We start from the raw sequence: 23,284 nt of genomic DNA, 5'->3' as shown, positions 1-23,284 counted from the left end.
CGGCCCTTCGTGTTTGCGGCTTTTGCCTGGTCAACGCATGAGGCTCAGCCTTCGACGTCGTCGAACATGCCGGCGAACATCGGCGAGGACAGGTAGCGCTCGCCGCTGTCCGGCAGGATGACGACGATGGACTTGTCGGCGTAGGCGGGGTCTTCCGCCAGACGCAGCGCCGCGGTCATCGCCGCACCGCAGGAGATGCCGCACATGATGCCTTCTTCCTGCATGATGCGACGCGCCATGGCCATGGCGTCTTCACTAGCGACGGGCTCGACGCGGTCGATCAGCGCCAGGTCCAGGTTGTCGGGAATGAAGTTGGCACCGATGCCCTGGATCTTGTGCGGGGCCGGCGTGATCGACTCGCCCTGCATGCGCTGGGTGATGATGGCGGATTCCGCCGGCTCCACCGCCACGGCTTCGAGTGACTGGCCGCGCACCGTCTTGAAGTAGCGGGCGATGCCGCTGATGGTGCCGCCGGTACCGACGCCCGCCACCAGCACGTCCATCTCGCCATCCAGCGCGTCCCACAGCTCCGGACCGGTGGTCTCTTCGTGGATGCGCGGGTTGGCCGGGTTGGAGAACTGCTGCGGCAGGAAGTAGCGTTCCGGCTCGGCCTTCTGCAGCTCGCAGGCCTTGTCGATGGCGCCCTGCATGCCCTTGGCCGGGTCGGTCAGCACCAGGTTGGCGCCGAGGGATTTCAGCACCTTGCGGCGCTCCATGCTCATGGAGGAGGGCATGGTCAGGGTGACGGGGTAGCCACGCGCCGCGCCGACGAAGGCCAGCGCGATACCGGTATTGCCGGAGGTCGGCTCGATGATTTCCATGCCCGGCTTGAGCACGCCGCGTTCCTCGGCGTCCCACACCATGCTGGCACCGATACGGCACTTGACCGAGAACGCCGGGTTGCGGGCTTCCACCTTGGCGTACAGGCGTGGATGGCTGCTGAGGCGGTTGATCTTGACCAGCGGCGTATTGCCGATGGCTTGTGAGTTGTCCTGATAGATCTTGGCCATGCGAGGTCCTCTGGGTATCTGGCGGCTAGACAGCGAGCATGCCCGCTGCTTGAGTGAAGTGATGACGCTCAGCAGCGGCTGTCGCGACTGTATGAGCATAAGGTTAAGGGCTAGCCGAGCGCGACTCAAAGGCCTGAAGCGCATAACGACATGGCAAGGTTGGCAGTCGCGGCTAGTCTCTGACCAAGGTCGTACAAGAGTAGTGGTCTGATTTAACGAGACTTTTTCGGATGTGAACGATGGTTTCAATCGGTCGTTTTACATCATTGGCGTGACTGGTTAAGGTGAAGCGCGGCGGCCCTGGAGGTTCTTGCCGGGCTGTCGCCGGTGTATTGCCGGCACCTGCGCGCGCGTTGTCGCGCCGTCCTTTTCCCCATCACGCCGTCATTCATGTCATTGTTCACATGTGGGCGTGACGCCCTGATAACAACAAGTGCTGAATTCTCGCCTGTGGCTGCCAGTGAAAGACTCCGCGCCCGGCCACGATCCAGCAGACGAATGCAGTCATGGAGCCCAAGCCATGCATGATGCCAATCCTGCCAACGCCTCGGCAGACCCGGAAGCCGACAAGGCGTCTGATCACGCTGGCCCCGTGACCGGGGACGCCAACCTGATCGTCAGCGGTGAGCCGTTGTCCGGTCTCGAGGATTACCCCTCGATTCTCGAGGTCTTCGAGGCCAGCTGCGCCAACTATGCCGAGCGTCCGGCCTTCAGCTGCATGGACAAGACGCTCAGCTACGCCGATGTGGACCGCCTGTCGCGCAATTTCGCCGCCTGGCTGGAACACGAGACCGGCCTTGAACCCGGTGACCGCATCGCCATCCAGCTGCCGAATCTGCTGCAGTTCCCGGTGGCGGTATTCGGCGCGCTGCGCGCCGGTCTGGTGGTGGTCAACACCAACCCGCTCTACACCGAGCGCGAGATGCAGCACCAGTTCCATGACTCCGGCGCCCGCGCCATCGTGATTCTGGCCAACATGGCGGACAAGCTCGAGAAGGTGCTCAAGCGCACCGACATCGAGGAGGTCATCATCACCGAGATCGGTGACCTGCATGACTTCCCCAAGCGTCCACTGATCAATCTGGCGGTGCGCTACGTCAAGAAGATGGTGCCGAAGTACCACCTGCCCGAGGCTCACGGCCTGCGTGACGTGCTCAAGCGCGGGGCGGGGCTCTCACACACGCGTGTTACGCGCCAGCCCGAGGACATCGCCGCGCTGCAGTACACCGGCGGCACCACCGGGGTCGCCAAGGGCACCATGCTGACCCACCGCAATCTGGTCGCCAACATGCTGCAGGCGCGCGGCGTGATCAGTGATGTGCTCAATGAAGGTCAGGAGGTGCTGATCGCGCCGCTGCCGGTCTATCACATCTATACCTTCACGGTGAATTGCCTCTACAGCATGGAGAGCGGCAACCACAGCGTGCTGATCACCAATCCGCGCGATATCGATGGCTTCATCAAGACGCTGGCCAGGACACCGTTCACCGCCTTCGTCGGCCTCAACACGCTGTTCTCGGCGCTATGTCAGCGTGATGACTTCAAGGCGCTGGACTTCTCGAGTCTCAAACTGACCATCTCTGGCGGCATGGCGCTGACGCGCAGCGCGGCCGAGCGCTGGGAAACCGTCACCGGCTGCCCGATCGCCGAGGGCTACGGCATGACCGAGACCTCGCCCATCGTCAGCTTCAATCCGCCGCGCGAGCTGCAGCTGGGCACCATCGGCAAGCCGGTGCCGGGCACCGAGCTCAAGGTGGTGGACGCCGATGGCGTGACGCTGGGGCGAGATGCGCCGGGCGAGCTGTGCGTGCGCGGCCCCCAGGTGATGAAGGGCTACTGGCAGCGTGACGACGCCACGCGTGAGGCGATGGATGACGAGGGCTTCATCCGCACCGGCGATATCGCGGTCATCCAGCAAGATGACTTCGTGCGCATCGTCGATCGCAAGAAGGACATGATCATCGTCTCCGGCTTCAATGTGTTCCCCAACGAGATCGAGGACGTGGTCAGCGGCCATCCGGATATCGTCGAGGCGGCGGCAGTGGGCGTGCCGGACGAGCAGAGCGGCGAGGCGATCAAGCTGTTCGTGGTCTCAAGCAACCCGGATCTGGATCGCGACAGCCTGCGCAGCTGGTGCAAGGAGCAGCTGACCGGCTACAAGGTGCCGCGCTTCGTCGAATTCCGCGATGAACTGCCCAAGACCAACGTCGGCAAGGTGCTGCGTCGTGAGCTGCGCGACAGCGAAGAGAGCGGTGGCAATACGCCGCTACGCGAGCACTGAGGGCAGCGCTGAGCCGGCGGCGTGGCAGGGGACAAGCGCAGCCAAGGTTGGGCGCGGCTACGCGCAGGGCTACAATGGACGGCCCGTCACATGTTGACGGGCCGTTTTGTCATTCAGGTGTCATGGCTTGCTGCCCCGTGCAGGCGAGCGTGAGGCTGAATTCCCGAGAGTTTCCGGCTGCGCGCGTGGCGTGTGGTCGCTGGTTGAGAAGAGGCAGTCCTTGAGCGACACCGCTACCGCACCGTCCGAACATGCGCGTCTTGAAGCCCTCGCGGCTCGCCTTGAACGCGCCCTGAGCCGTGATCAGCGCGAGCTGGGCAAGCGCCTGGCTGGCCTGCGGCGGCGTCTCAAGGAAGGCAAGCCGGTCGATCGTGCCATCAACGACATCGAGAGCCGCCTGGAGGCGAGCATCGCCCAGCGCGATGCGCGCGAGACGGCACTGGCACGCTGGCAGACACCCGCCGCGCTCAACTATCCGCCGGAACTGCCGGTGGTGGAGCGTCGCGAAGACATCCTCGCCGCGCTTGCCGAGCATCAGATCGTGGTGGTCGCCGGCGAGACCGGCTCGGGCAAGACCACCCAGCTGCCCAAGCTGTGCCTGGAGATGGGGCTGGGGCGCAATGGCCTGATCGGCCACACCCAGCCACGCCGTCTGGCGGCGCGCTCGGTGGCGGCGCGTCTGGCCGAGGAGCTCGAGACGACACTCGGCGAGACGGTCGGGTATCAGGTGCGCTTCAACGACACCACCGGCCCGTCGACGCTGATCAAGCTGATGACCGACGGTATCCTCCTGGCGGAAACCCAGCATGATCCGGACCTGAGCCGCTACGAGGCGATCATCATCGATGAGGCCCACGAGCGCAGTCTGAACATCGACTTCCTGCTGGGTTATCTCAAGCGTCTCACCGCGCGCCGCCCGGACCTCAAGATCATCATCACCTCGGCGACCATCGACGTGGAGCGCTTCAGTCAGCACTTCGCGGCCCAGGATGGCACGCCGGCGCCCATCGTCTCGGTCAGCGGGCGCAACTTCCCGGTCGAGACCCAGTACCTGCCGCTGGTGCGCGATGCCGAGGATGAGGAAGACCTCAGCCTGCAGGAAGGCATCCTGCGCGCGGTGGAAGAGCTGTCGGTGATCGAGCGCGAGAAGGGCTGGTTGCGGGGCCCGCGTGACGTGCTGATCTTCCTGCCCGGCGAGCGCGAGATCCGCGCCACCGCGGACACCCTGCGTCGCGCCCAGCTGCGTGATACCGAGGTGCTGCCGCTGTACGCGCGCCTCTCCAACGAAGAGCAGAACCGCGTCTTCCAGCCGCATCGTGGTCGCCGCATCGTGCTGGCCACCAATGTCGCCGAGACCTCGCTGACCGTGCCGGGCATCCGCTACGTGATCGACCCGGGCCTGGTGCGCATCAGCCGCTACAGCTATCGCTCCAAGATCCAGCGTCTGCCGGTGGAGCCGATCAGCCAGGCCAGTGCCAACCAGCGCAAGGGCCGCTGCGGGCGTATCGCCGAAGGCCTGTGCATCCGCCTCTACAGCGAGGAGGACTTCCTCGCGCGCCCGGAATACACCGAGCCGGAAATCCAGCGCACCAACCTGGCCTCGGTGATCCTGTCGATGCTGTCGCTCAAGCTGGGCGACATCGAGAAGTTTCCCTTCGTCGATGCGCCGGATTCGCGCTTCGTCACCGATGGCTTCCGCCTGCTGCGCGAACTGGGCGCGGTGGATGAACACAACCGCCTGAGCCGTGATGGCCGCACCCTGGCGCGTCTGCCCATCGACCCGCGTCTGGCGCGCATGGTGCTTGAGGGCGCCTCGCGCGGCTGCCTGCGTGAAGTGCTGATCATCGTCAGCGCGCTGTCGATCCAGGACCCGCGCGAGCGTCCTGCCGACAAGCGTCAGCAGGCTGATCAGATCCACCACGAGTGGGATGATGACAACTCCGACTTCGTCAGCTGGCTGAATCTGTGGGAAGGCTTTGAACTGGCGCGGGATGCGCTGGGTGCCAACCCGCTGCGCCGCTGGTGCAAGGCGCGTTTCCTCAACTATCTGCGCCTGCGCGAGTGGCATGACACCTTCCGTCAGCTCAAGCAGCTGACGCGCGACCTGGGGCTGGAGATGACCAGCGCCCAGCACGAGCGCGACGCCGAGGCGCAGGCCGAGGTCACCGCGCGGGTACTGGCCTCACCGGGACAGGGCCGCCGCCCGTCGGTGGCCATCGATCACGAATCACTGCATCGCGCGCTGTTGACCGGGCTGCTCTCCAATCTTGGCCTCAAGCAGGAAAACCGCGAGTATCTCGGCGCGCGCAACCGACGCTTCTTCGTCCACCCGGGCTCCGGTGTGGCCAAGAAGTCGCCCAAGTGGGTGATGGCGGCCGAGATGGTCGAGACCACCAAGCTCTACGCGCGTCAGGTCGCGGCGATCAAGCCCGAGTGGGTCGAGCCGCTGGCCGAGCATCTGGTCAAGCGCAGCTACAGCGAACCGCACTGGGAGATGAAGCGTGCCCAGGTGGTCGCCAGTGAGCAGGTGACCCTGTTCGGGCTGCCCATCGTCACCGCGCGCAAGGTGCATTACGGCCCGCTGGCGCCGGAAGAATCCCGCGAGCTGTTCATTCGCCGTGCGCTGGTCGAGGGCGAATTCCAGACCCGTGCGCCGTTCTTCGCCCACAATCGCGGCCTGATGGATGAGGTCGGTGAGCTTGAGGACCGCGCGCGCAAGCGGGACATCCTCGTCGACGAAGAGACGCTGTTCGCCTTCTATGCCGAGCGGATTCCGGAAGGCATCTACAACGGGCGCAGCTTCGACAAGTGGCGCAAGGAGGCCGAGCGCGACAACCCCGATGTCCTGCATCTGAATCTCGACGACCTGATGGCGCGCGACGCCGAGGAAGTCACCGTCGCGCGCTACCCCGAACAGCTGCATCACAACAGCGTCGCCTACCCGCTGAGCTATCACTTCGCGCCCGGTGCGGTGGATGACGGCGTGACGATGATCGTACCGGCGGCGATGCTCTCGCAGCTGCCGCGCTATCGCATCGAATGGCTGGTGCCGGGGCTGTTGCGTGACAAGGCCATCGCGCTGATGAAGTCGCTGCCCAAGCAGTACCGCAAGCAGGTGGTGCCGATTCCCAACTGGGTCGATGCCGCACTTGAGGCGCTGACCCCGGACGACGTGCCGCTGACCGATGCGCTGGCCGAGTTCATGCGCGTCAAGACTGGCCTGCGTCTGCCGCAGGATGCCTGGGCGCCCGAAACGCTGGAACCGCACCTGAAGATGAACCTGCGTATCGTCGATCAGGACGGCAAGGTGCTGGGCGAAGGGCGGGACCTCGAGGCGCTGGAAACGCGCTTCAAGGACTCGGCCGCGGCCGCCGCGCGGGCGATGGCCAACCGCAGTCGTGAAACCGATAGCGAAGTGCTGGAAGATCTGCCGGAGACGCCGATCGCTACCTCGCACAGCACCACCCAGGCGGGCATTCGCGTCGAGGCCTACCCGGCGCTGGTGGTGAAGGCGGCGGCGCCTGCCGACAACGGCGTGAGTGCCAAGCAGCGCAAGCTGGCGCGCAAGACCGGCAAGAACAGCGCGCCGTCCAGCCATACGCCTGCCAGCGCGACGGCTCAGGTCGAGCAGAATCTTAGCGTGGAGCTGTTCGATCATCCGGCCAAGGCCGCCGCCGCGCACCGTGATGGCATCACGCGCCTGGCGATGGCACGCCTGCCGGACCAGGTGCGCTATCTGGACCGTGACCTCAAGGCGCTGGAGCGCTGTGCGCTGCTGTTCGCCAAGGTCGGCACGCGTCGCCAGCTGGCGGATGACTTTATCTACAGCGTCTTCGAGCAGGTGATGGCCGTCGAGCCGCTGCCGCGTTCGCGCAGCGAGCTGCAGGCGCGTCTCGATGACAAGCGGGCCGAGCTGGTGCCGCACGCCGAGGCGCTGCTCAAGCCGCTGGAGGCCGCGCTCAAGCAGCATCTGGAGCTTTCCAAGCGGCTCAAGGGCAAGATCGACTTCTCGATGGCGCTGGTGGTGGCTGATCTCAAGGCCCAGCAGGCGCGCCTGATCACGCCGGGCTTCATCCAGGCCTCCGGTGAATGGCTGCATCAGCTGCCGCGCTATGTGGAGGCGATGCTGATCCGTCTCGACAAGGCGCCGCGTGAGCGCATGCGCGACCAGCGTGACATGGAGGAGGTCAAGGGCTTCGAATCCCGCCTTGATGCCCGCCTGAGCAAGGCGCGCGAGCAGGGGCTGCCGGATGCGGAGCTGGAAGAGTTCGGCTGGTGGCTGCAGGAACTGCGCGTCTCGCTGTTTGCCCAGCAGCTCGGCACCCTGGAGACCGTCTCCGCCAAGCGCCTCGAGAAACGCTGGCAGGAGCTGATGGCGCGCCGCTGATGTCCTGAGGCTGAGCTCTTGAATCTCTGCCTGGGCTGAAGCTCTGCCTTGTCGGGGGCCATTCCAGGGCGCTGCGCGTGGCATCAGGGGCTTGCGTGACCGGTACGTGGAGGCGTGCCGCGGCGGGATGGCCCAAGCTGCAGACAGGAATTGCTGTTTAAGCATTCACTGTGATCGCCCGACAAGTGCTGACTCGTGCGTCTGGAATCGCCGAGACAGCGTACACTGAACATGGGGCATGACGACGCGGCGCCGGGTCGTGCCCCGCTCAATTCTGGTGATATCCCGCGGGATAGCACTGTCAGGAGTGGATGCATGCCAAACAATGACAATGATCACGCTGCCGATACGCAACACGCCAACGCCGGCCAGTCCATGAGCGCCAGCGGCAATCATCGCGTACTGATCACCGGCAGCGGGCTCTATACGCCGCCCAATGCCATCAGCAACGAGGCATTGGTGGCGTCCTTCAATGCCTGGGTGGCGGCGGACAATGCCGCCAATGCCGACGGCATCGCACGTGGTGAGCGAGAGGCGCGCACCGAGTCCAGCGCCGAATTCATCGTCAAGGCCTCGGGTATCCACAGCCGCTACGTGCTGGATGCCGAGGGCATTCTCGACCCGGAGCGCATGCGCCCACGTCTGCCTGCGCGCGCCAATGACCAGCCCTCGGTGCAGTGCGAGATGGGCGTGGCGGCCGCGCGTGAAGCGCTGGCGGCGGCGGGCGTCAACGCCGCGGACCTGGATCTGGTCATCGTGGCCTGTTCCAACCTCGAGCGCCCCTATCCGGCGGTGGCGGTGGAACTGCAGGCCGCGCTCGAGGCCGGTGGCTATGCCTTCGACATGAACGTGGCGTGCAGCTCCGCCACCTTCGGCATCGAGACCGCCGCCAACGCGATTCGCAGCGGCAGTGCCAGGCGCGTGCTGATGGTCAATCCGGAGATCTGCAGTGCGCATCTCAACTTCCGCGACCGTGACAGCCACTTCATCTTCGGGGATGCTTGCACGGCCGTGGTGCTGGAAGCGGCGGATGTCGCCACGCGCACCGATGGCTTCGAGGTGCTCGGCACGCGCCTGGTGACGCGCTTCTCCAATGCGATACGCAACAATTTCGGCTTCCTCAATCGCACGGCAGTGCTTGAGGACGACGTGGCATCCGCGATGACACTCGACAGCGCAAGCCATCGTGTAAAGGCCGATGACAAGCTGTTCATCCAGGAAGGGCGGCGCGTCTTCCGCGAGGTCTGCCCGATGGTGGCCGAGCTGATCACCACCCATCTGGGCGAGATCGAGGCAGATGGCGGTGATCTTGATCGCATGTGGCTGCACCAGGCCAACCGCCACATGAACGACATGATCGCGCGGCGCGTGCTCGGGCGTGACCCGTCGAGCGAGGAAGCGCCGATCATTCTCGATCGCTACGCCAATACCAGCTCCGCGGGCTCGGTGATCGCCTTCCACCTCCATCACGCTGATCTGGCGCCGGGGAGCCTGGGGGTATTGTGTTCTTTCGGGGCAGGCTACAGTGCCGGCAGCGTGCTGCTGAAACGCTGCGGTTGAAGCAGGACATTGCGCGAATCCACGTGGCCTGTGCTGGCTCTTGGCGGGCGCGGAACGTATAAAGAAGACCGGACCTGACAGCCAGGGATGTGGCAAGGACCGCTGCAGGAATCCAATAGACTTACAGGTGACGAGATGCACACGATCAAGACTTCCCTGCCGGCACTGCTGGCCATGTCCCTGCTGGCGGGTTGCGCCAGTACCGGAGACAGCGAGCCGAACCCTCAGGACCCCTGGGAGGGCTTCAACCGTAACGTCTATACCTTCAATGACACCCTGGATCGCTATGCCCTCAAGCCGGTCGCGCAGGGCTATGACTATGTGACGCCGGAGCTGGTACAGGATGGCGTGGGCAACTTCTTCTCCAATCTGGGAGAGGTCAGCACCATGTTCAACTCGGTGCTGCAGTGGAAGTGGGCCAATGCCGGTGTCTCCACCGGCCGCCTGCTGCTCAACTCCACCGTCGGTATCGGCGGCCTGTTCGACCCGGCCAGCGAGCTTGGCTGGACAGTGGACGAGGAAGACTTCGGTCAGACGCTTGCCGTCTGGGGTGCAGGGCAGGGGCCGTATCTCGTGCTGCCGCTGTTCGGTCCGAGTACCGTGCGTGATACCGCGGGCATGCCGGTGGATTACTTCGCTGATCCCATCAACTACGTCGAAGACGACAAGGTGCGTTACGGCCTGAAGGCGCTGGATCTGGTCGATACCCGTGCCGGTCTGCTCGAGCAGGAGAAGCTGATCCAGGGCGATCGCTACAGCTTCATTCGTGATGCCTACCTGCAGCGCCGCAACTTCGAGATCAACGATGGCAAGCTGGGCGATGATCCCTTCGCCAGCGACAGCTTCGATGATGCCGATCTCGACGGTGCCTTCGCACCGCAAGACGACAGCCAGTAACGCGTCACCCGCAGCAGGCGACCGGTACCGTGAATGGTCAGTGGTGCCGGTCGCGAGGGCAAGCAGCATCAAGACTGCGAGTGGATGGCAGTAAGGACGGGAATGAGGGGTTGGCATGGCGGATGAGCAAGGCAAGCGTCTGTTGATCGGTCTGATTGATCTTCCCGGCTCGCGGCGTGATGCGCTGGCGAACCTGTTGACGGATGAACGCTGCGCGGTGGCGGCCTGTGATGGCATCGCGACACTGCCCAGTGGAGTGGCGGTGGTGGTCGCGCATGTCGAGGCCGTTTCCAGTCATGAGTGGGCGCGTCTGGCCGAGCGCCTGCCGACGGTGGTGGTGGCCGAGAGCCGTGGCGATGAATGCCTGCTGCCGGCGGTGGAGGCCGGGCTGGTCGATTACCTCATCTCGCCGCGCGAGCATGGCTCGGTATTGCGCAGTCTGCTCAAGCGGGCGGCGGAGCATCACCAGCTGGCCCATGAGCACGCCAAGGCACGTGCGCGCCTCGAGGAGCTCAACGAGCACCTGGAGACGCATCTGGCGCTGCTGCGTCAGGACCAGCAGGCCGGTGGCCAGATCCAACAGCGTCTGCTGCCCCAGAGCGGGCAGCACATCAATGGCGTCAGTTATGAGTACTGCCTGTCGCCGTCGCTGTATCTGTCGGGTGACTTCCTCGAGTATCAGGCGATCGACGAACGCTTCAGCCTGTTCTACTTTGCGGATGTCTCCGGGCATGGCGCCTCGTCGGCCTTCGTGACCGTGTTGCTGAAGCTGTTGTTCGCACGCGCTATCCGCCACTGGGAGGAACATACGCCGGAAACCTTCGGCCCCGAGTGGCTGGCACTGCTCAACCGTGAACTGATCGACAGTGGTATCGGCAAGCATGCCACGGTGATGTGTGGTGTGATGGACCGTGACACGCGCACGCTGCATTACACCCTGGGCGCCCAGCTGCCGATGCCGGTACTGGTCACGCCTGACGGCGAACTGCGTGAGCTGGAAGGCAGCGGTCGGCCGGTGGGGCTCTTCCCAGACACCCGCTATCCAGCGTATCGTGTGGCGCTTCCTGAGCGCTTCCGTCTGTGGCTGGCCAGTGATGGTGTACTGGAATGCCTGCCGGGCGAGGCGCTGGAGGACAGGACTCGAGCACTGCATCAACGGATTCTGAGCAGTGAAGATGTGCAAGGATTGCGTCGTGGACTGGCGCTGGATGGCGAGCTGCCGGATGACCTTACCTTGATGACGCTGACAGGATTCCATGATGGATGAAGGACGTATCCAGGCCGTGTTCGAAGACGGCCTGTTCGTGCTCAAGCTATCCGGTGATGTACGCCTGACGCTGTGTGCCACGCTGGATCAGCAGGTACAGCGCGTGGCTGCGGTTGAGGGACTGGAAAGCGTGATCATCGATCTGCGCGAAGCGACCAATGTCGATTCCACCGCACTGGGCTTTCTGGCCAAGCTGGCGCTGGCGGTCCGCGACCGGCTGGTGATGCCGGCGCAGGTGGTGGCTGCCCATCCCGACGTGCTGACCATGCTCAAGGTGATGGGGTTCGACGAGGTGGCCAGTGTCGTGGACGCCGGCAGCCTGCCGGAGGCGGACCAGGCCGATCTGGACGGGGCTTCCTGCTGCAACGCGCCAGCGCTGAACGAGTCTCAGGATGACGCCGATGCCTCGCCCCAGCAGGAACAGGAGCTGCGCGGACGTATTCTCGAGGCTCACCGGCTGTTGATGTGCCTGAACGGCCACAACCGCCTGGAGTTCCAGCCGCTGATCGAGCTGCTGGAAAGTGAGGAGCATCGCCAGCCGCACTGAAGGCGCGCGCTGGGACGTTGAGCCTGACAGCACGCTGCTGAAAGCACGATCCAGACAGCACGTTTCTGAAAGCACAAAAAAAGCGCCTGCCGTGAAACACGGCAGGCGCTTTTTGTTGCCTTGGCCATTCAATGAGCTCTTGCTTAACAAGAGCTCATCATCGGCGCTATGCTCCGTTGGCTCAGTGGCTGCGCAGTTCGGCCAGCAGAGTCTCGAGCTTGCGCTGATCGGCCATGAACTTGCGGATACCTTCGCCCATCTTCTCGGTGGCCATGGCATCTTCGTTCATGTCCCAGCGGAAGTTGGACTCGGTCAGCACTTCCGGCACGTTCTGCTCGGCATCGGCGGCCAGCAGGCGACGTTCCAGCGGGCCGGTGCTCTCGGCCAGCTCACCCAGCAGTGCCGGTGAGATGGTCAGGCGGTCACAGCCGGCCAGCGCTTCGATCTCGCCGGTGTTGCGGAAGCTGGCGCCCATCACGATGGTCTTGTAGCCGTGACCCTTGTAGTGCTCGTAGATGGCCTTGACGGACTTCACGCCCGGGTCGTTGTCGCCGCTGAAGTCGGCGTCCGGCTGATTGGCCTTGTGCCAGTCGAGGATACGACCGACGAAGGGCGAGATCAGCGTCACGCCGGCATCGGCACAGGCCTGGGCCTGGGCGAAGCTGAACAGCAGCGTCAGGTTGGTGCGGATGCCTTCGCGCTCGAGCTTCTCGGCGGCGCGAATGCCTTCCCAGGTGGAGGCGGTCTTGATCAGGATGCGTTCCTGACCGACGCCATTGGCGGCGTAGCGCTCGATGATGCGATGCGCGCGACGGATGGTCTCGTCGGCATCGAAGGACAGACGGGCGCTGACCTCGGTGGAGACATAACCCGGCACCAGGCCGGCGATCTCGGTACCGATATCCACGGCCACGGCATCGACGGCATCATCGATGTCGGTGGCCTTGCGCGCGACTTCGGTCAGGCGCTCGCGACGTGACGGGTCCTGAGCGGCCTGCAGGATCAGTGACGGGTTGGTGGTAGCATCAGTGGGCGCGAAGCGACGAATGGCCTCGAGGTCACCGGTGTCGGCGACGACGGTGGTCATTTCCTTGAGTTGGGAGAGCTTGTCCTGTGCCATGCAAGAGTTTCCTGTACTGAGCGTGAGCCACCCGAAGGGGTGAGTGGCCCTCATGAATAAGGCAAGAGGTGAAGGGCAGGGGGCCGCCGGAGCGAGCGCTGCCACCGAGTGTGCACCCACGACTGCCGGCTGTGAAGACATCTCGGGCCGGTCGCCCCAAGTGGATGATCCGCGGGGATTTCATCAGCGTGATGTGACATTCGTCACCTGTGTAGGTCAACTGTATCAATTGTGCGGCGGCGCGCCCACTGTCGTCATCTGACGGCAAGGACGTGGCGTTTTCGGCACGTGGACATACCATCGACAAACGATTGCAGGAGGGGATGTGGACAAGCGTCAAACCCGTCAGTTGGCCTTGCTGGTCGCGGCCAATACGGCCCTGGCTCCATTGGCCATCGATGCCTATCTGCCGGCACTGCCGGCCATGGCAGAAGACCTGGCGACCACGGTGCACCATACGGAGCTGTCGCTGTCGGTCTTCCTGCTCGGCTTCTCGCTGGGGCAGTTGATCTTCGGCCCGCTGTCAGACCGTATCGGGCGCAAGCCGGTCCTGCTGTCAGGCATCTTCGTCTTCCTGCTGGCGAGTCTGGCCATCACCCAGGTCGAGAGTCTCGAGGGGCTCTATGCGCTGCGCTTCCTGCAGGCGCTGGGCGGCGGTGCCTCGGTGGTCAATTCCTCGGCGATCGTGCGCGATTGCTTCAGTGGCCGCGAGGCGGCCAAGGTGCTGTCCACCGTCGCGGTGATCATGATGCTGGCGCCCTTGATCGCGCCTGCCATCGGCAGTCTGCTGCTGGGCATGGCGGGCTGGTGGCTGATCTTCGCCTTCCTGGCCGCCTATGCCGCCTTCCTGTTGATAGTGCTGCCGCTGCGCTTGCCCGAGACCCGACGCAAGCGCGAGGCGGACGAGCCGCCGGCCAGTCTCCTGCAGGTCGCGCGTGACTATGCCAGCGTGCTGCGCCACGGGCCGGCGATGGGCTATGCGCTGACGCAGGCGATGGGCTTCGGTGGCATGTTCGCCTTCATCACCGCGTCGCCCTACGTCTATATGCAGCATTTCGGAGTGACGGCGGCCTGGTACCCGGTGCTGTTCGGCGCCAACATCCTGTTCATGTTCACCGCCAACCGTCTCAACGTGCGCCTGCTGTCACGCCTGTCGCCGCCGCGTCTGTTGCGCATCGGCATCGGTATCCAGCTGTCTGCCGCCATCCTGCTGGTATCGGCGCTGGCACTGGGGCTGGACCTGCTCTACGTCATCGCGCCGCTGCTGATGGTGTTCGTCGGGGCCAACGGCATGGTGGCGCCCAACGCGATCTCCTCGGCGTTGGAGTATTTCCCGCGCATCAGTGCCACGGCCAATGCGCTGATCGGCAGCATGCAGTTTGCCAGTGGCGCCGTGATCGGCATGCTGATCGCAGGTCTGGCGATGGACAGCCTGTGGCCGATGATTCTCGGCATGCTGGGCACGGCGCTGGTCAGCAATATTCTGCTGCGGGTGCTGGCAGGGCGCCGCGCCCTGGCGCGCCATGAGACGCCGCCCGACTGAGAAAGGCTTGAGCCGGCGACTGTCACACAGTTGTCATGAATGCTTGGCAAGGTACTCCCTGTAGACAAGAAGCCACCTCACTGGCTCATTCCTATCGCAAGGAGTTTCAGGCATGAAGGCGTTCCTCAAGTCCGGTCTCGCAGTGGCTGTCATCGCTGCATCAGTTGGTGCTGCAGAAGCCCGTGAACAGCTGCGCATCGTGGGTTCTTCCACGGTCTATCCGTTCTCCAGCTACGTCGCTGAAGAGCTGGGTGCCACCAGCGATTTCCCGACTCCGGTCATCGAATCCACCGGTTCCGGCGGCGGCATGAAGCTGTTCTGTGAAGGTGTCGGTGACAGCACTCCGGACATCACCAACGCCTCTCGTCGCATGAAGACGTCTGAATTCGAGCGCTGTGAAGAGAACGGCGTGACCGATATCACCGAAGCCATGATCGGCTTCGACGGTATCGCCTTCGCCCAGTCTGTCCGCGATGGCAGCATCGACTTGACCCGTGAGCAGATCACCCTGGCGGTCGCCGCTCAGGTGCCGGTCGACGGCAAGCTGGTCGACAACCCCTACACCAAGTGGTCCGAGATCGACTCCTCCCTGCCGGACCGCAAGATCACCGTCTACGGGCCGCCTTCCACTTCCGGTACTCGTGACGCCTTCGAAGAGCTGGTGATGGAAGTCTCCACCGAAGAGATGGAAGGCTACGGCGGTGAGGGTTACACCAACATCCGTCAGGACGGTCACTACATCGCTGCCGGCGAGAATGACAACCTGATCATCCAGAAGCTGGTCGAGAACACCGAAGCCTTCGGTATCTTCGGCTACTCCTTCCTCGAAGAGAATGCTGACAAGGTCGTCGGTGCTTCCATCGATGGCGTGCAGCCGGAAGCCGATGCCATCTCCTCTGGCGAGTACCCGGTCTCCCGCTCCCTGTTCTACTACGTGAAGAACCAGCACAAGGATGACGTGCCGGCTCAGCAGGCCTACAACGACCTGTTCATGAGCGAGAAGATGATCGGTGAGCTGGGCTACCTGAAGGGCATCGGTCTGATCCCGCTGCCGAAGGAAGAGCGCGCCATGCTTCGCGAGCAGGTCGCTGAGCGCACCAAGCTGACTCTGGCCGATCTCCAGAAGTAAGCAATGCAGCTGACCCTCTGACGCGGCCGGTTGCCCTTGGCAGCCGGCCCGTTTGCTTGACTGGTCGCAGGGTTTCGCAAGGCATGAAGCCTTCCCCCTGTGAACAACGCGACTCCGGGACCCGAAAGATGCAGACTCAGCAGATCTTTCTCTTCTTCATAGGCATCGTGGCGCTGGCTGGCCTGGTGGCCTTCTTCAGCGGCCGCAGCAAGGCACAGCGTGTGCGTGCCAGCGGTGCTGAAATGTACGCCCAGCCGGATCAGTACGGCTGGTTCACGGCAATCTCCAGCGCAGGGCCTGCTCTGCTGGTCGGTCTGGCAGCCGTCGTTGCGATTGCCACCGCAGATATCGATATCGAAGGCATGCAGCTGCTGATCGCCAGTCTGGTCGTCGCAGCCGTCGGCCTGGTCATCGGCCTCGCCCTGGTGAAGCCTGATTTCCATGCGCGCAATGCCATCGAGACCCTCATTCGTTATGTGTTGATCGGCGCGGCGATGATCTCCATCGTCACGACGTTCGGCATTCTGGTCTCGATCATCTTCGAGGCCATCCGCTTCTTCCAGATGGAAAGCTTCTGGACCTTCATCACCGGCACCACCTGGGATCCGGGCAACAGCTTCCAGATGGCCGCTGGCCGTGGTGAAGGTGTCGAGAGCACCGCCAACTTCGGTGCCGTACCGCTGTTCGCCGGTACCTTCATGATCACCCTGATCGCGATGCTGGTGGCCATTCCCATCGGTCTGCTCGCCGCGGTCTACATGGCGGAGTTCGCCCCCGAGAGCGTGCGTACCGTCGCCAAGCCGGTGCTGGAAGTGCTCGCCGGTATCCCGACCGTGGTCTACGGCTTCTTCGCCGCCATCACCGTCGCGCCGCTGATCGTCGACATCTTCTCGCCGCTGGGCATCGAGGCGTCCTACAACAACGCGCTGGCGCCGGGGCTGGTCATGGGCATCATGATCATTCCGTTCATCTCCTCACTGTCCGATGACGTCATCACCTCCGTGCCGGACACCATGCGTCAGGGCTCTCTGGCGCTGGGCATGACCCACGGCGAGACCATCCGCAACGTCATCCTGCCGGCGGCTCTGCCGGGCATCATCTCCGCGTCTCTGCTGGCCATGTCACGCGCCCTCGGCGAGACGATGATCGTGGTGATGGCGGCGGGCATGCGTCCGAACCTGACCGCCAACCCGCTGGAAGACATGACCACCGTCACGGTGCGCATCGTTGCCGCGTTGACCGGCGACCAGGAATTCGCGAGTGCCGAGACACTGTCGGCCTTCGCGCTGGGTCTGGTGCTGTTCGTTGTCACTCTGCTGCTGAACATGGTCTCGGTGGTCCTGATCCGCCGCTTCCGTGAGAAGTACAGCGCCAACAACCTCTGAGGCCGAGACTAGACATGAGCCATTCATTCGACGATATCTCGGCCCAGCTGAAGGGCCGTCATCGCCGCACCAAGCGCCTGAAATTCATGTCCATGGGCGCACTCGCCCTGGCCGCCACCTTCCTGGTGGTCTTCATCGGCGACATGGTCATGCGCGGCTACCCGGCCTTCCAGCAGGCAGAACTGCACGTGCCGGTCACCTACAGCGAGCAGTCGCAGGAAATCCCGCTGGCAGCGGTGGAAGAAGACGTGCGTGATCTGGTCAGCCGCGGCTGGCTGCGCCAGCTGCCGCGTGACATGGCCGCTGACGCCAGCCTGATGGGACAGACGATCGACCGCTGGGTGATCGCCGATGACCAGGTCGATCAGTACCTCAAGGGCCACAAGTCACACCTGAAGCCCAAGCAGACCGCCGTGCTGGACCGCATGCTCGAGAACGGTACGGCCGAGCTCAAGTTCAACATCAACTTCTTCACCACCGGTGATTCGAAGTTGCCGGAATACGCCGGTATCTGGTCGGCCGCGATGGGCACGATCCTGACGCTGCTGGTCACGCTGGCCTTCGCCTTCCCGGTCGGCGTGCTGACGGCGGTCTATCTGGAGGAGTTCGCTCCGGACAACCGCTTCACCCAGGCCATCGAGATCAACATCAACAACCTGGCGGCGGTGCCGTCGATCCTGTTCGGTCTGCTGGGTCTGGCGATCTTCATCAACTTCTTCGGCATGCCGCGTTCCTCCCCGCTGGTCGGTGGTCTGACGCTGGGTCTGATGACCTTGCCGGTGATCATCATCACCACGCGCTCGGCGCTGCGCAGCGTACCGGACACCATTCGTCAGGCCGCCTTCGGCGTCGGCTGCTCCCGCTGGCAGGTGGTGCGTGATCACGTGCTGCCGCTGTCACTGCCGGGAATCCTGACCGGTTCCATCATCGGCCTGGCACAGGCGATGGGCGAGACCGCGCCGTTGATCATCGTCGGCATGGTGGCCTTCATTCCGGATGCGCCGACCGCCATCACCCAGGCTGCCACCGTGCTGCCGGCCCAGATATTCACTTGGGCGGGCGAGCCGGAGCAGGCCTATGTTGAACGTACTGCGGCGGGCATCCTGGTGCTGCTGTCAGTGCTGATCCTACTCAATGCCGCAGCCGTGATGCTGCGCAAGAAATTCGAGCGTCGCTGGTAGGCAGCTGCGAGGCGGCCCGCCGATTGGCCGGTCGCCTTCCACCCTTAGCCCTGGCCCACGACTCATCAAGGAATACGAGACATGAACAGCACCGTCGCCACTCCCGCCAAGCCTGCCGCCGCCACTCGTCCCGGTAGCCCGGTCGTCATCAACGAAGATGCCAACCACGAGCTGGCCATTCGCGTGGAAGACCTCAACCTGTGGTACGGCGAGAAGAAGGCGTTGAAGAACATCAACATCGATGTCTTCCAGAAGAACGTCACCGCCCTGATCGGCCCGTCCGGCTGTGGCAAGTCGACCTTCCTGCGCTGCCTGAACCGCATGAATGACCTGATCCGCAGCGTGCGCATCGAAGGTCTGGTCGAGATGGATGGCCGTGACGTCAACGCGCGCAACATGGATGAAGTGGCATTGCGTCGTCGCGTCGGCATGGTGTTCCAGAAGCCGAACCCGTTCCCCAAGTCCATCTACGACAACATCGCCTACGCGCCGACCATGCACGACCTGGTCAGCCGTCGCGCCGACAAGGATGATCTGGTCGAGAGCGCGCTGCGTGATGCGGGTCTGTGGGAAGAAGTGAAGGATATTCTCGACCAGCCGGGCACCTCGCTGTCCGGTGGTCAGCAGCAGCGTCTGTGCATCGCGCGTGCCATCGCGGTCAAGCCGGACGTCATCCTGATGGATGAGCCGACCTCGGCACTCGACCCGATCTCCACCGCGACAATCGAAGACCTGATGGACAAGCTGAAGACCCAGTTCTCCATCGTCACCGTGACGCACAACATGCAGCAGGCGGCACGTGTCGCCGATTACACCGCCTTCTTCCACATGGGTGAGCTGGTGGAGTACAACGACACCAAGACCATGTTCTCCAACCCGAATACCAAGAAGGCCGAGGACTACATCACCGGTCGCTATGGCTAAGCGGCGCCAGCGTCAGGGCTCGAAAGGCTGAGCCCCTGATCGCTGCCTGAGAGCATCGCAGGCCGCACGACGACACGAGGCCCGGATCAATGATCCGGGCCTCGTGTCGTTTCAAGCATCAGGTTGGCTCAGTGTCTGCTGGCGGATCAGTCTTCCAGTTCGACGGCGATCGCGGTGGCTTCACCGCCACCGATGCACAGCGCCGCGATGCCGCGCTTCTTGCCGCGGCGTTCCAGCGCGTTGATCAGGGTGACGATGATGCGCGAGCCGGTGGAGCCCACCGGGTGCCCCTGGGCGCAGGCGCCGCCGAAGACATTGACCTTGTCATGCGGGATGTCGTGGGCGTCCATCGCCAGCAGGGTGACCACCGCGAAGGCCTCGTTGATCTCGAACAGGTCGACGTCTTCTGTGGTCCACTCCAGGCGCTTCATCAGCGTGTCGATGGCCCCGATGGGCGCCAGCGTGAATTCGCTGGGGTGCTGGGAGTGGGTGCTGTGACCGAGGATACGCGCCTTGACGGCCAGCCCGCGTCGTTCGGCTTCATCACGGCGCGTCAGCACCAGCGCCGAGGCGCCGTCGGAGATGGAGCTGGCGTTGGCGGCGGTGATGGTGCCGTCCTTGGCGAAGGCCGGGCGCAGGGTGGGAATCTTGTCGAGATTGGCCTGGAAGGGCTGCTCGTCCTGCTCGACCACGCTCTCGCCCTTGCGGCTCTTGACCGTGACGGCGGCGATTTCCGGTGCGATATCCCCCGACTCAGTCGCCGTCATGGCGCGCCTGAGCGATTCGATGGCGAAGTCGTCCATGCGCTGGCGATCATAGCCGCGGGCATCGGCCACTTCCTGGGCGAACACGCCCATCAGCTTGCCGGTCTCGGCATCTTCCAGCCCATCGAAGAACATGTGGTCCTTCAGCTCGCCATGGCCGAGGCGATAGCCGCCACGCGCCTGGGTGAGCAGGTGCGGGGCGTTGGACATCGATTCCATCCCGCCGGCCAGCATGATGCGGTTGGTGCCTGCGCGAATCAGGTCATGCGCCAGCATGGTGGCCTTCATGCCGGAACCGCACAGCTTGTTGATGGTGGTGGCGCCGATGCTGTCCGGCACGCCGGCTTGACGCATGGCCTGCCGCGCCGGGCCCTGCTTGACGCCGGCGGGCAGCACGCAGCCGAAGATGCCTTCGTCGACATCGGCAGGCGTGAGGCCTGCGCGTTCGATGGCCGCCTTGATGGCCACGGCGGCGAGCTGTGGTGCGCTCAGCGTCGAGAGTGAGCCCTTGAGGCCCCCCATCGGCGTGCGGGCACCGGCGAGAATCACGATGTCATCGGCGCTGGCGGCGGGGCTTGGCGTAGAGCGGGAAGCGGTCGTCATGACGGTCTCCTGTGTCTTGTTATTGGAAGATCGAGTCGTGCAGTCGGCGTTGTGATCACTGCGTGGCTATGCTTTGATCCATTCAATCCCATAAACCAAGCAAGCGCTAGTTATACGATGAATGTAGCCACCGCCTCACCCCGTCGCAAGGAGCTGGTCCGTATCGCTGCCCGCCTGTTCGTCGAGGAGGGTTTCGATCGCACCACCGTCCGCATGCTGGCCCAGGAAATGGGCATCAAGTCCGGCAGTCTCTTCCACCACTTCGCCGACAAGCAGGAAATTCTGTGCGCCGTGATCGAAGAGGGCATGTTCAGTGCGCTGGCCATCGCCCGTGAGCATCTGGCGCGCTGCGAGCCGTACCAGGCAAGCGAAGTGACCGCCTCGGCGGCATCGCAGCAACAGGCGCGTGAGCGACTGCTGGCCCTGGCGCGTGCACATCTGGACACGCTGCTCACTGATCGCAATGCCCATGTGGTCGCGCTCTATGAGTGGCGGCGGCTGGAAGGTCCGGCGCGCGAGCATCTCGTCCAGCTGCGCGATGACTACGAGGACCTCTGGCGTGACGCCATCGCCTCCGCCGTGGCCGCAGGGCTGCTCAAGGGCGATGCCGCGCTGCTGCGCCAGTTCATGCTCGGTGCGCTCAACTGGACGGTACGCTGGTATCGCCCTGAGGGAGAGCGCTCCCCCGATGAGCTGGCCGAGGCGCTGGTCGACAGCCTGTGTCGTCTGCCCTGAGCGAGTGTCTGCTGCACGGCGTCCGTTACACGGCCTCTGCTACGCAGCGTGCGTTACACGCCGTCTGCAACTTTTGGCCAGTCGAGCGTCACAATGCTTGCCGCCCGACAGGCTTGTCGCTAACTTGACGTTTACGTTAACTGTAGATGGCTGACGCCCAGTCATCTCACATCGCCCCGGAGCACCACTCAGGAGCCAGTCACGCCATGACGCCAAGCGATACAACAACAAACCGCACGTCACGCGCCGCCTCTGCTGCATCTGCGAATTCACACGCCATGCAACCCGCCGCCAGCCAGACGCTGAGCGATTATCTGGCCGCCTTCGATATCCAGGCACTGCGCGATGAACTGTTCACCACGCCGCTCGACACCGACGGCGAAGGCGAGCTCGGCAATGCCTATGAGGCGTGTGTCGGGCGTCATCTGCGTGCCGGGCAGGGCGAACGTATCGCGCTGGTCCACGAAGACGAACAAGGCCGGGTGCGTGAGCTGAGTTACGCACAGCTCGATGAGCAGAGCGCGCGGATGGCGGCTGCTCTGAAGGCACAGGGCGTGATGGCGGGGCAGCGGGTCGCCTGCATGCTGTCGCGCACGCCGGAGCTGATGATCGCGCTGGCCGCGACCTGGCGGCTGGGCGCCGTCTATCAGCCGCTGTTCACCGCCTTCGGCACCGATGCGCTCGACTATCGCCTGTCGCGCGCCGAGACGCAGATCGTGATCACCGAGACGAGCCAGCGCAGCAAGTTCACTGAGCTTGCCCGCCATCCCGTGATCATCTGCGTGCGCGGTGAGGGAGATGCGCTGGAGGCGGGCGATCTCGACTGGCAGACATTGATGCAGAGCGAGCCACTGACCGAGCCGCCGGTGTGGCTTCCGGCGGAGGCGCCCTTCCTGCAGATGTTCACCTCCGGCACGGTCGGCAAGCCCAAGGGCGTGGCGGTGGCGCTGAATGCGCTGCCTGCCTTCTGGCTCTATCAACGCCTGGCGGTGGACCTGCGCCCCGGCGAGCGCTTCTGGAACATGGCCGACCCCGGCTGGGCCTACGGCCTCTACTACGCCATCACCGGCCCGCTGTTGCTGGGTGCCACCACCTACTTCATGCAGGCGCCGTTCAGTGCAGAAGGCGGGCTGGCGTTCATGGAACGTCATCGCATCGACAACTTCGCGGCCGCGCCCACGGCCTATCGCATGCTCAAGGCCTCCGGGCTCGGTGAAGGCGCCTTCGAGCGCTTGAACCTGCGGGTCGCAAGCTCGGCCGGCGAGCCCCTCAACACCGAGGTGGTGGGCTGGGTCGCGCGGGAGCTGGGCTGTGCGGTGATGGACCATTACGGCCAGACCGAGACCGGCATGACCTGCTGCAATCATCACGCGCTGGCCCATGAGGTCGTGGTCGGCAGTGTCGGCTTCCCGCTGCCCGGCTATCGACTGACCGTGCTCGACGCCGAGTATCGTGAGCTGCCGCCGGGCGAGCCGGGTGTGCTGGCGGTGGATATCGCCCGCTCGCCCGCACACTTCTTCGCCGGCTACACCTGGCAGGAGAAACAGCCCTGCGTCGAGGGCTATTACCTGACTGGAGACGTGGTGGTGGCAGAGCCCGATGGCCGCTTCACCTTTGCCGGGCGTGATGACGACATCATCACCACCGCGGGCTATCGCGTCGGCCCGGCGGATGTCGAGAACGCTGTGCTGGTGCATCCGGCGGTGGCGGAATCGGCGGCGGTCGGCAAGCCGGATGCGCTGCGTGGCGAGATCATCAAGGCCTATGTGGTGCTGCGCGATGGCCATGTCGGCAGTGACGAGCTGGCGGAGGAAATTCGCGCCAGCGTGCGTCAGCGACTCTCGGCGCACAGCTATCCCCGCGAGATCGACTTCGTCGACAGCCTGCCCAAGACGCCGTCGGGCAAGATCCAGCGTTTCCTGCTGCGAGCACAGGCGCGCGAGAGCTGAAC

General features: G+C 64.2%; 16 protein-coding genes. 13 read left to right on the top strand and 3 right to left on the bottom strand.

Going from position 1 to position 23,284, the window contains the following annotated elements:
• Positions 1-44 precede the first annotated feature (44 nt).
• Positions 45-1,010: a cysteine synthase A gene (gene cysK / locus QD280_RS12400; protein ID WP_043333985.1), complete on the bottom strand. Its 966-nt coding sequence runs from the start codon at positions 1,008-1,010 to the stop codon at positions 45-47.
• A 520-nt stretch (positions 1,011-1,530) separates the two neighbouring features.
• Here cysK and QD280_RS12395 point away from each other — a divergent pair.
• The 6 genes from QD280_RS12395 (at position 1,531) to QD280_RS12370 (ending at position 11,949) form a co-directional block, all read left to right on the top strand.
• A complete protein-coding gene (locus QD280_RS12395; protein ID WP_279839453.1) occupies positions 1,531-3,291 on the top strand; it encodes an AMP-binding protein in 1,761 nt (586 codons plus the stop codon).
• A 220-nt stretch (positions 3,292-3,511) separates the two neighbouring features.
• Positions 3,512-7,678 carry an ATP-dependent RNA helicase HrpA gene (hrpA, locus tag QD280_RS12390; protein WP_279839452.1) on the top strand — a complete coding sequence of 1,389 codons (4,167 nt, stop codon included), beginning with the start codon at positions 3,512-3,514 and terminating at the stop codon, positions 7,676-7,678.
• Between the two features lie 375 nt (positions 7,679-8,053).
• On the top strand, positions 8,054-9,238 hold the full coding sequence (locus QD280_RS12385) for a beta-ketoacyl-ACP synthase III (RefSeq protein ID WP_192838707.1): 1,185 nt from the start codon (positions 8,054-8,056) through the stop codon (positions 9,236-9,238).
• Between the two features lie 135 nt (positions 9,239-9,373).
• The gene (locus QD280_RS12380) at positions 9,374-10,135 is read left to right on the top strand and encodes a VacJ family lipoprotein (protein WP_279839451.1); all 762 of its coding nucleotides are present in this window, start codon (positions 9,374-9,376) and stop codon (positions 10,133-10,135) included.
• Between the two features lie 115 nt (positions 10,136-10,250).
• Positions 10,251-11,402, top strand: a complete 1,152-nt coding sequence (locus tag QD280_RS12375; RefSeq protein ID WP_043333982.1) for a PP2C family protein-serine/threonine phosphatase — start codon at positions 10,251-10,253, stop codon at positions 11,400-11,402.
• Entirely contained in the window at positions 11,395-11,949 is a 555-nt protein-coding gene (locus tag QD280_RS12370) for an STAS domain-containing protein (RefSeq protein ID WP_043333981.1), read from the top strand. The genes QD280_RS12375 and QD280_RS12370 overlap by 8 nt, the downstream gene beginning before the upstream one ends.
• Positions 11,950-12,130: 181 nt before the next feature.
• On the opposite strand, the gene tal is transcribed toward QD280_RS12370, so the two are convergent.
• Positions 12,131-13,069 carry a transaldolase gene (gene tal, locus QD280_RS12365; RefSeq protein WP_043333980.1) on the bottom strand — a complete coding sequence of 313 codons (939 nt, stop codon included), beginning with the start codon at positions 13,067-13,069 and terminating at the stop codon, positions 12,131-12,133.
• A gap of 325 nt (positions 13,070-13,394) precedes the next feature.
• Between tal and QD280_RS12360 the strand changes: the two genes are divergently transcribed.
• The 5 genes from QD280_RS12360 (at position 13,395) to pstB (ending at position 19,231) form a co-directional block, all read left to right on the top strand.
• Complete coding sequence (locus tag QD280_RS12360; protein ID WP_279834530.1) at positions 13,395-14,612, top strand: Bcr/CflA family multidrug efflux MFS transporter; 1,218 nt, start codon at positions 13,395-13,397, stop codon at positions 14,610-14,612.
• Between the two features lie 112 nt (positions 14,613-14,724).
• Entirely contained in the window at positions 14,725-15,741 is a 1,017-nt protein-coding gene (locus QD280_RS12355; protein WP_279839450.1) for a PstS family phosphate ABC transporter substrate-binding protein, read from the top strand.
• Between the two features lie 128 nt (positions 15,742-15,869).
• Positions 15,870-17,126 carry a phosphate ABC transporter permease subunit PstC gene (gene pstC, locus QD280_RS12350; protein ID WP_043333977.1) on the top strand — a complete coding sequence of 419 codons (1,257 nt, stop codon included), beginning with the start codon at positions 15,870-15,872 and terminating at the stop codon, positions 17,124-17,126.
• 14 nt (positions 17,127-17,140) lie between these two features.
• Positions 17,141-18,307: a phosphate ABC transporter permease PstA gene (gene pstA, locus QD280_RS12345; RefSeq protein WP_279839449.1), complete on the top strand. Its 1,167-nt coding sequence runs from the start codon at positions 17,141-17,143 to the stop codon at positions 18,305-18,307.
• 81 nt (positions 18,308-18,388) lie between these two features.
• On the top strand, positions 18,389-19,231 hold the full coding sequence (gene pstB, locus QD280_RS12340) for a phosphate ABC transporter ATP-binding protein PstB (protein ID WP_084589459.1): 843 nt from the start codon (positions 18,389-18,391) through the stop codon (positions 19,229-19,231).
• 146 nt (positions 19,232-19,377) lie between these two features.
• Here the strand turns inward: pstB and QD280_RS12335 are convergent, their stop codons facing one another.
• Positions 19,378-20,598: an acetyl-CoA C-acyltransferase gene (locus tag QD280_RS12335; protein WP_279839447.1), complete on the bottom strand. Its 1,221-nt coding sequence runs from the start codon at positions 20,596-20,598 to the stop codon at positions 19,378-19,380.
• 117 nt (positions 20,599-20,715) lie between these two features.
• Between QD280_RS12335 and QD280_RS12330 the strand changes: the two genes are divergently transcribed.
• Both QD280_RS12330 and QD280_RS12325 read left to right on the top strand, forming a co-directional pair.
• Entirely contained in the window at positions 20,716-21,333 is a 618-nt protein-coding gene (locus QD280_RS12330) for a TetR/AcrR family transcriptional regulator (protein WP_043333975.1), read from the top strand.
• Between the two features lie 278 nt (positions 21,334-21,611).
• On the top strand, positions 21,612-23,282 hold the full coding sequence (locus QD280_RS12325) for an AMP-binding protein (protein WP_279839445.1): 1,671 nt from the start codon (positions 21,612-21,614) through the stop codon (positions 23,280-23,282).
• Positions 23,283-23,284 lie beyond the last annotated feature (2 nt).

The organism is Cobetia sp. 1AS1 (assembly GCF_029846435.1).
Lineage (GTDB): Bacteria > Pseudomonadota > Gammaproteobacteria > Pseudomonadales > Halomonadaceae > Cobetia > Cobetia amphilecti.
This window is presented reverse-complemented; position numbering and strand designations above follow the sequence as displayed.

Bases quoted from the DNA above. Each gene is read 5' to 3' on its own strand.
- QD280_RS12355 (WP_279839450.1), top strand. From the start codon at position 14,725: ATGAAGGCGTTCCTCAAGTCCGGTCTCGCAGTGGCTGTCATCGCTGCA.
- QD280_RS12325 (WP_279839445.1), top strand. From the start codon at position 21,612: ATGCAACCCGCCGCCAGCCAGACGCTGAGCGATTATCTGGCCGCCTTC.
- pstB (WP_084589459.1), top strand. From the start codon at position 18,389: ATGAACAGCACCGTCGCCACTCCCGCCAAGCCTGCCGCCGCCACTCGT.
- QD280_RS12385 (WP_192838707.1), top strand. From the start codon at position 8,054: ATGAGCGCCAGCGGCAATCATCGCGTACTGATCACCGGCAGCGGGCTC.
- QD280_RS12395 (WP_279839453.1), top strand. From the start codon at position 1,531: ATGCATGATGCCAATCCTGCCAACGCCTCGGCAGACCCGGAAGCCGAC.
- QD280_RS12370 (WP_043333981.1), top strand. From the start codon at position 11,395: ATGGATGAAGGACGTATCCAGGCCGTGTTCGAAGACGGCCTGTTCGTG.
- cysK (WP_043333985.1), bottom strand. From the start codon at position 1,010: ATGGCCAAGATCTATCAGGACAACTCACAAGCCATCGGCAATACGCCG.
- QD280_RS12375 (WP_043333982.1), top strand. From the start codon at position 10,251: ATGGCGGATGAGCAAGGCAAGCGTCTGTTGATCGGTCTGATTGATCTT.
- pstC (WP_043333977.1), top strand. From the start codon at position 15,870: ATGCAGACTCAGCAGATCTTTCTCTTCTTCATAGGCATCGTGGCGCTG.
- QD280_RS12330 (WP_043333975.1), top strand. From the start codon at position 20,716: ATGAATGTAGCCACCGCCTCACCCCGTCGCAAGGAGCTGGTCCGTATC.
- tal (WP_043333980.1), bottom strand. From the start codon at position 13,069: ATGGCACAGGACAAGCTCTCCCAACTCAAGGAAATGACCACCGTCGTC.
- QD280_RS12380 (WP_279839451.1), top strand. From the start codon at position 9,374: ATGCACACGATCAAGACTTCCCTGCCGGCACTGCTGGCCATGTCCCTG.
- QD280_RS12335 (WP_279839447.1), bottom strand. From the start codon at position 20,598: ATGACGACCGCTTCCCGCTCTACGCCAAGCCCCGCCGCCAGCGCCGAT.
- pstA (WP_279839449.1), top strand. From the start codon at position 17,141: ATGAGCCATTCATTCGACGATATCTCGGCCCAGCTGAAGGGCCGTCAT.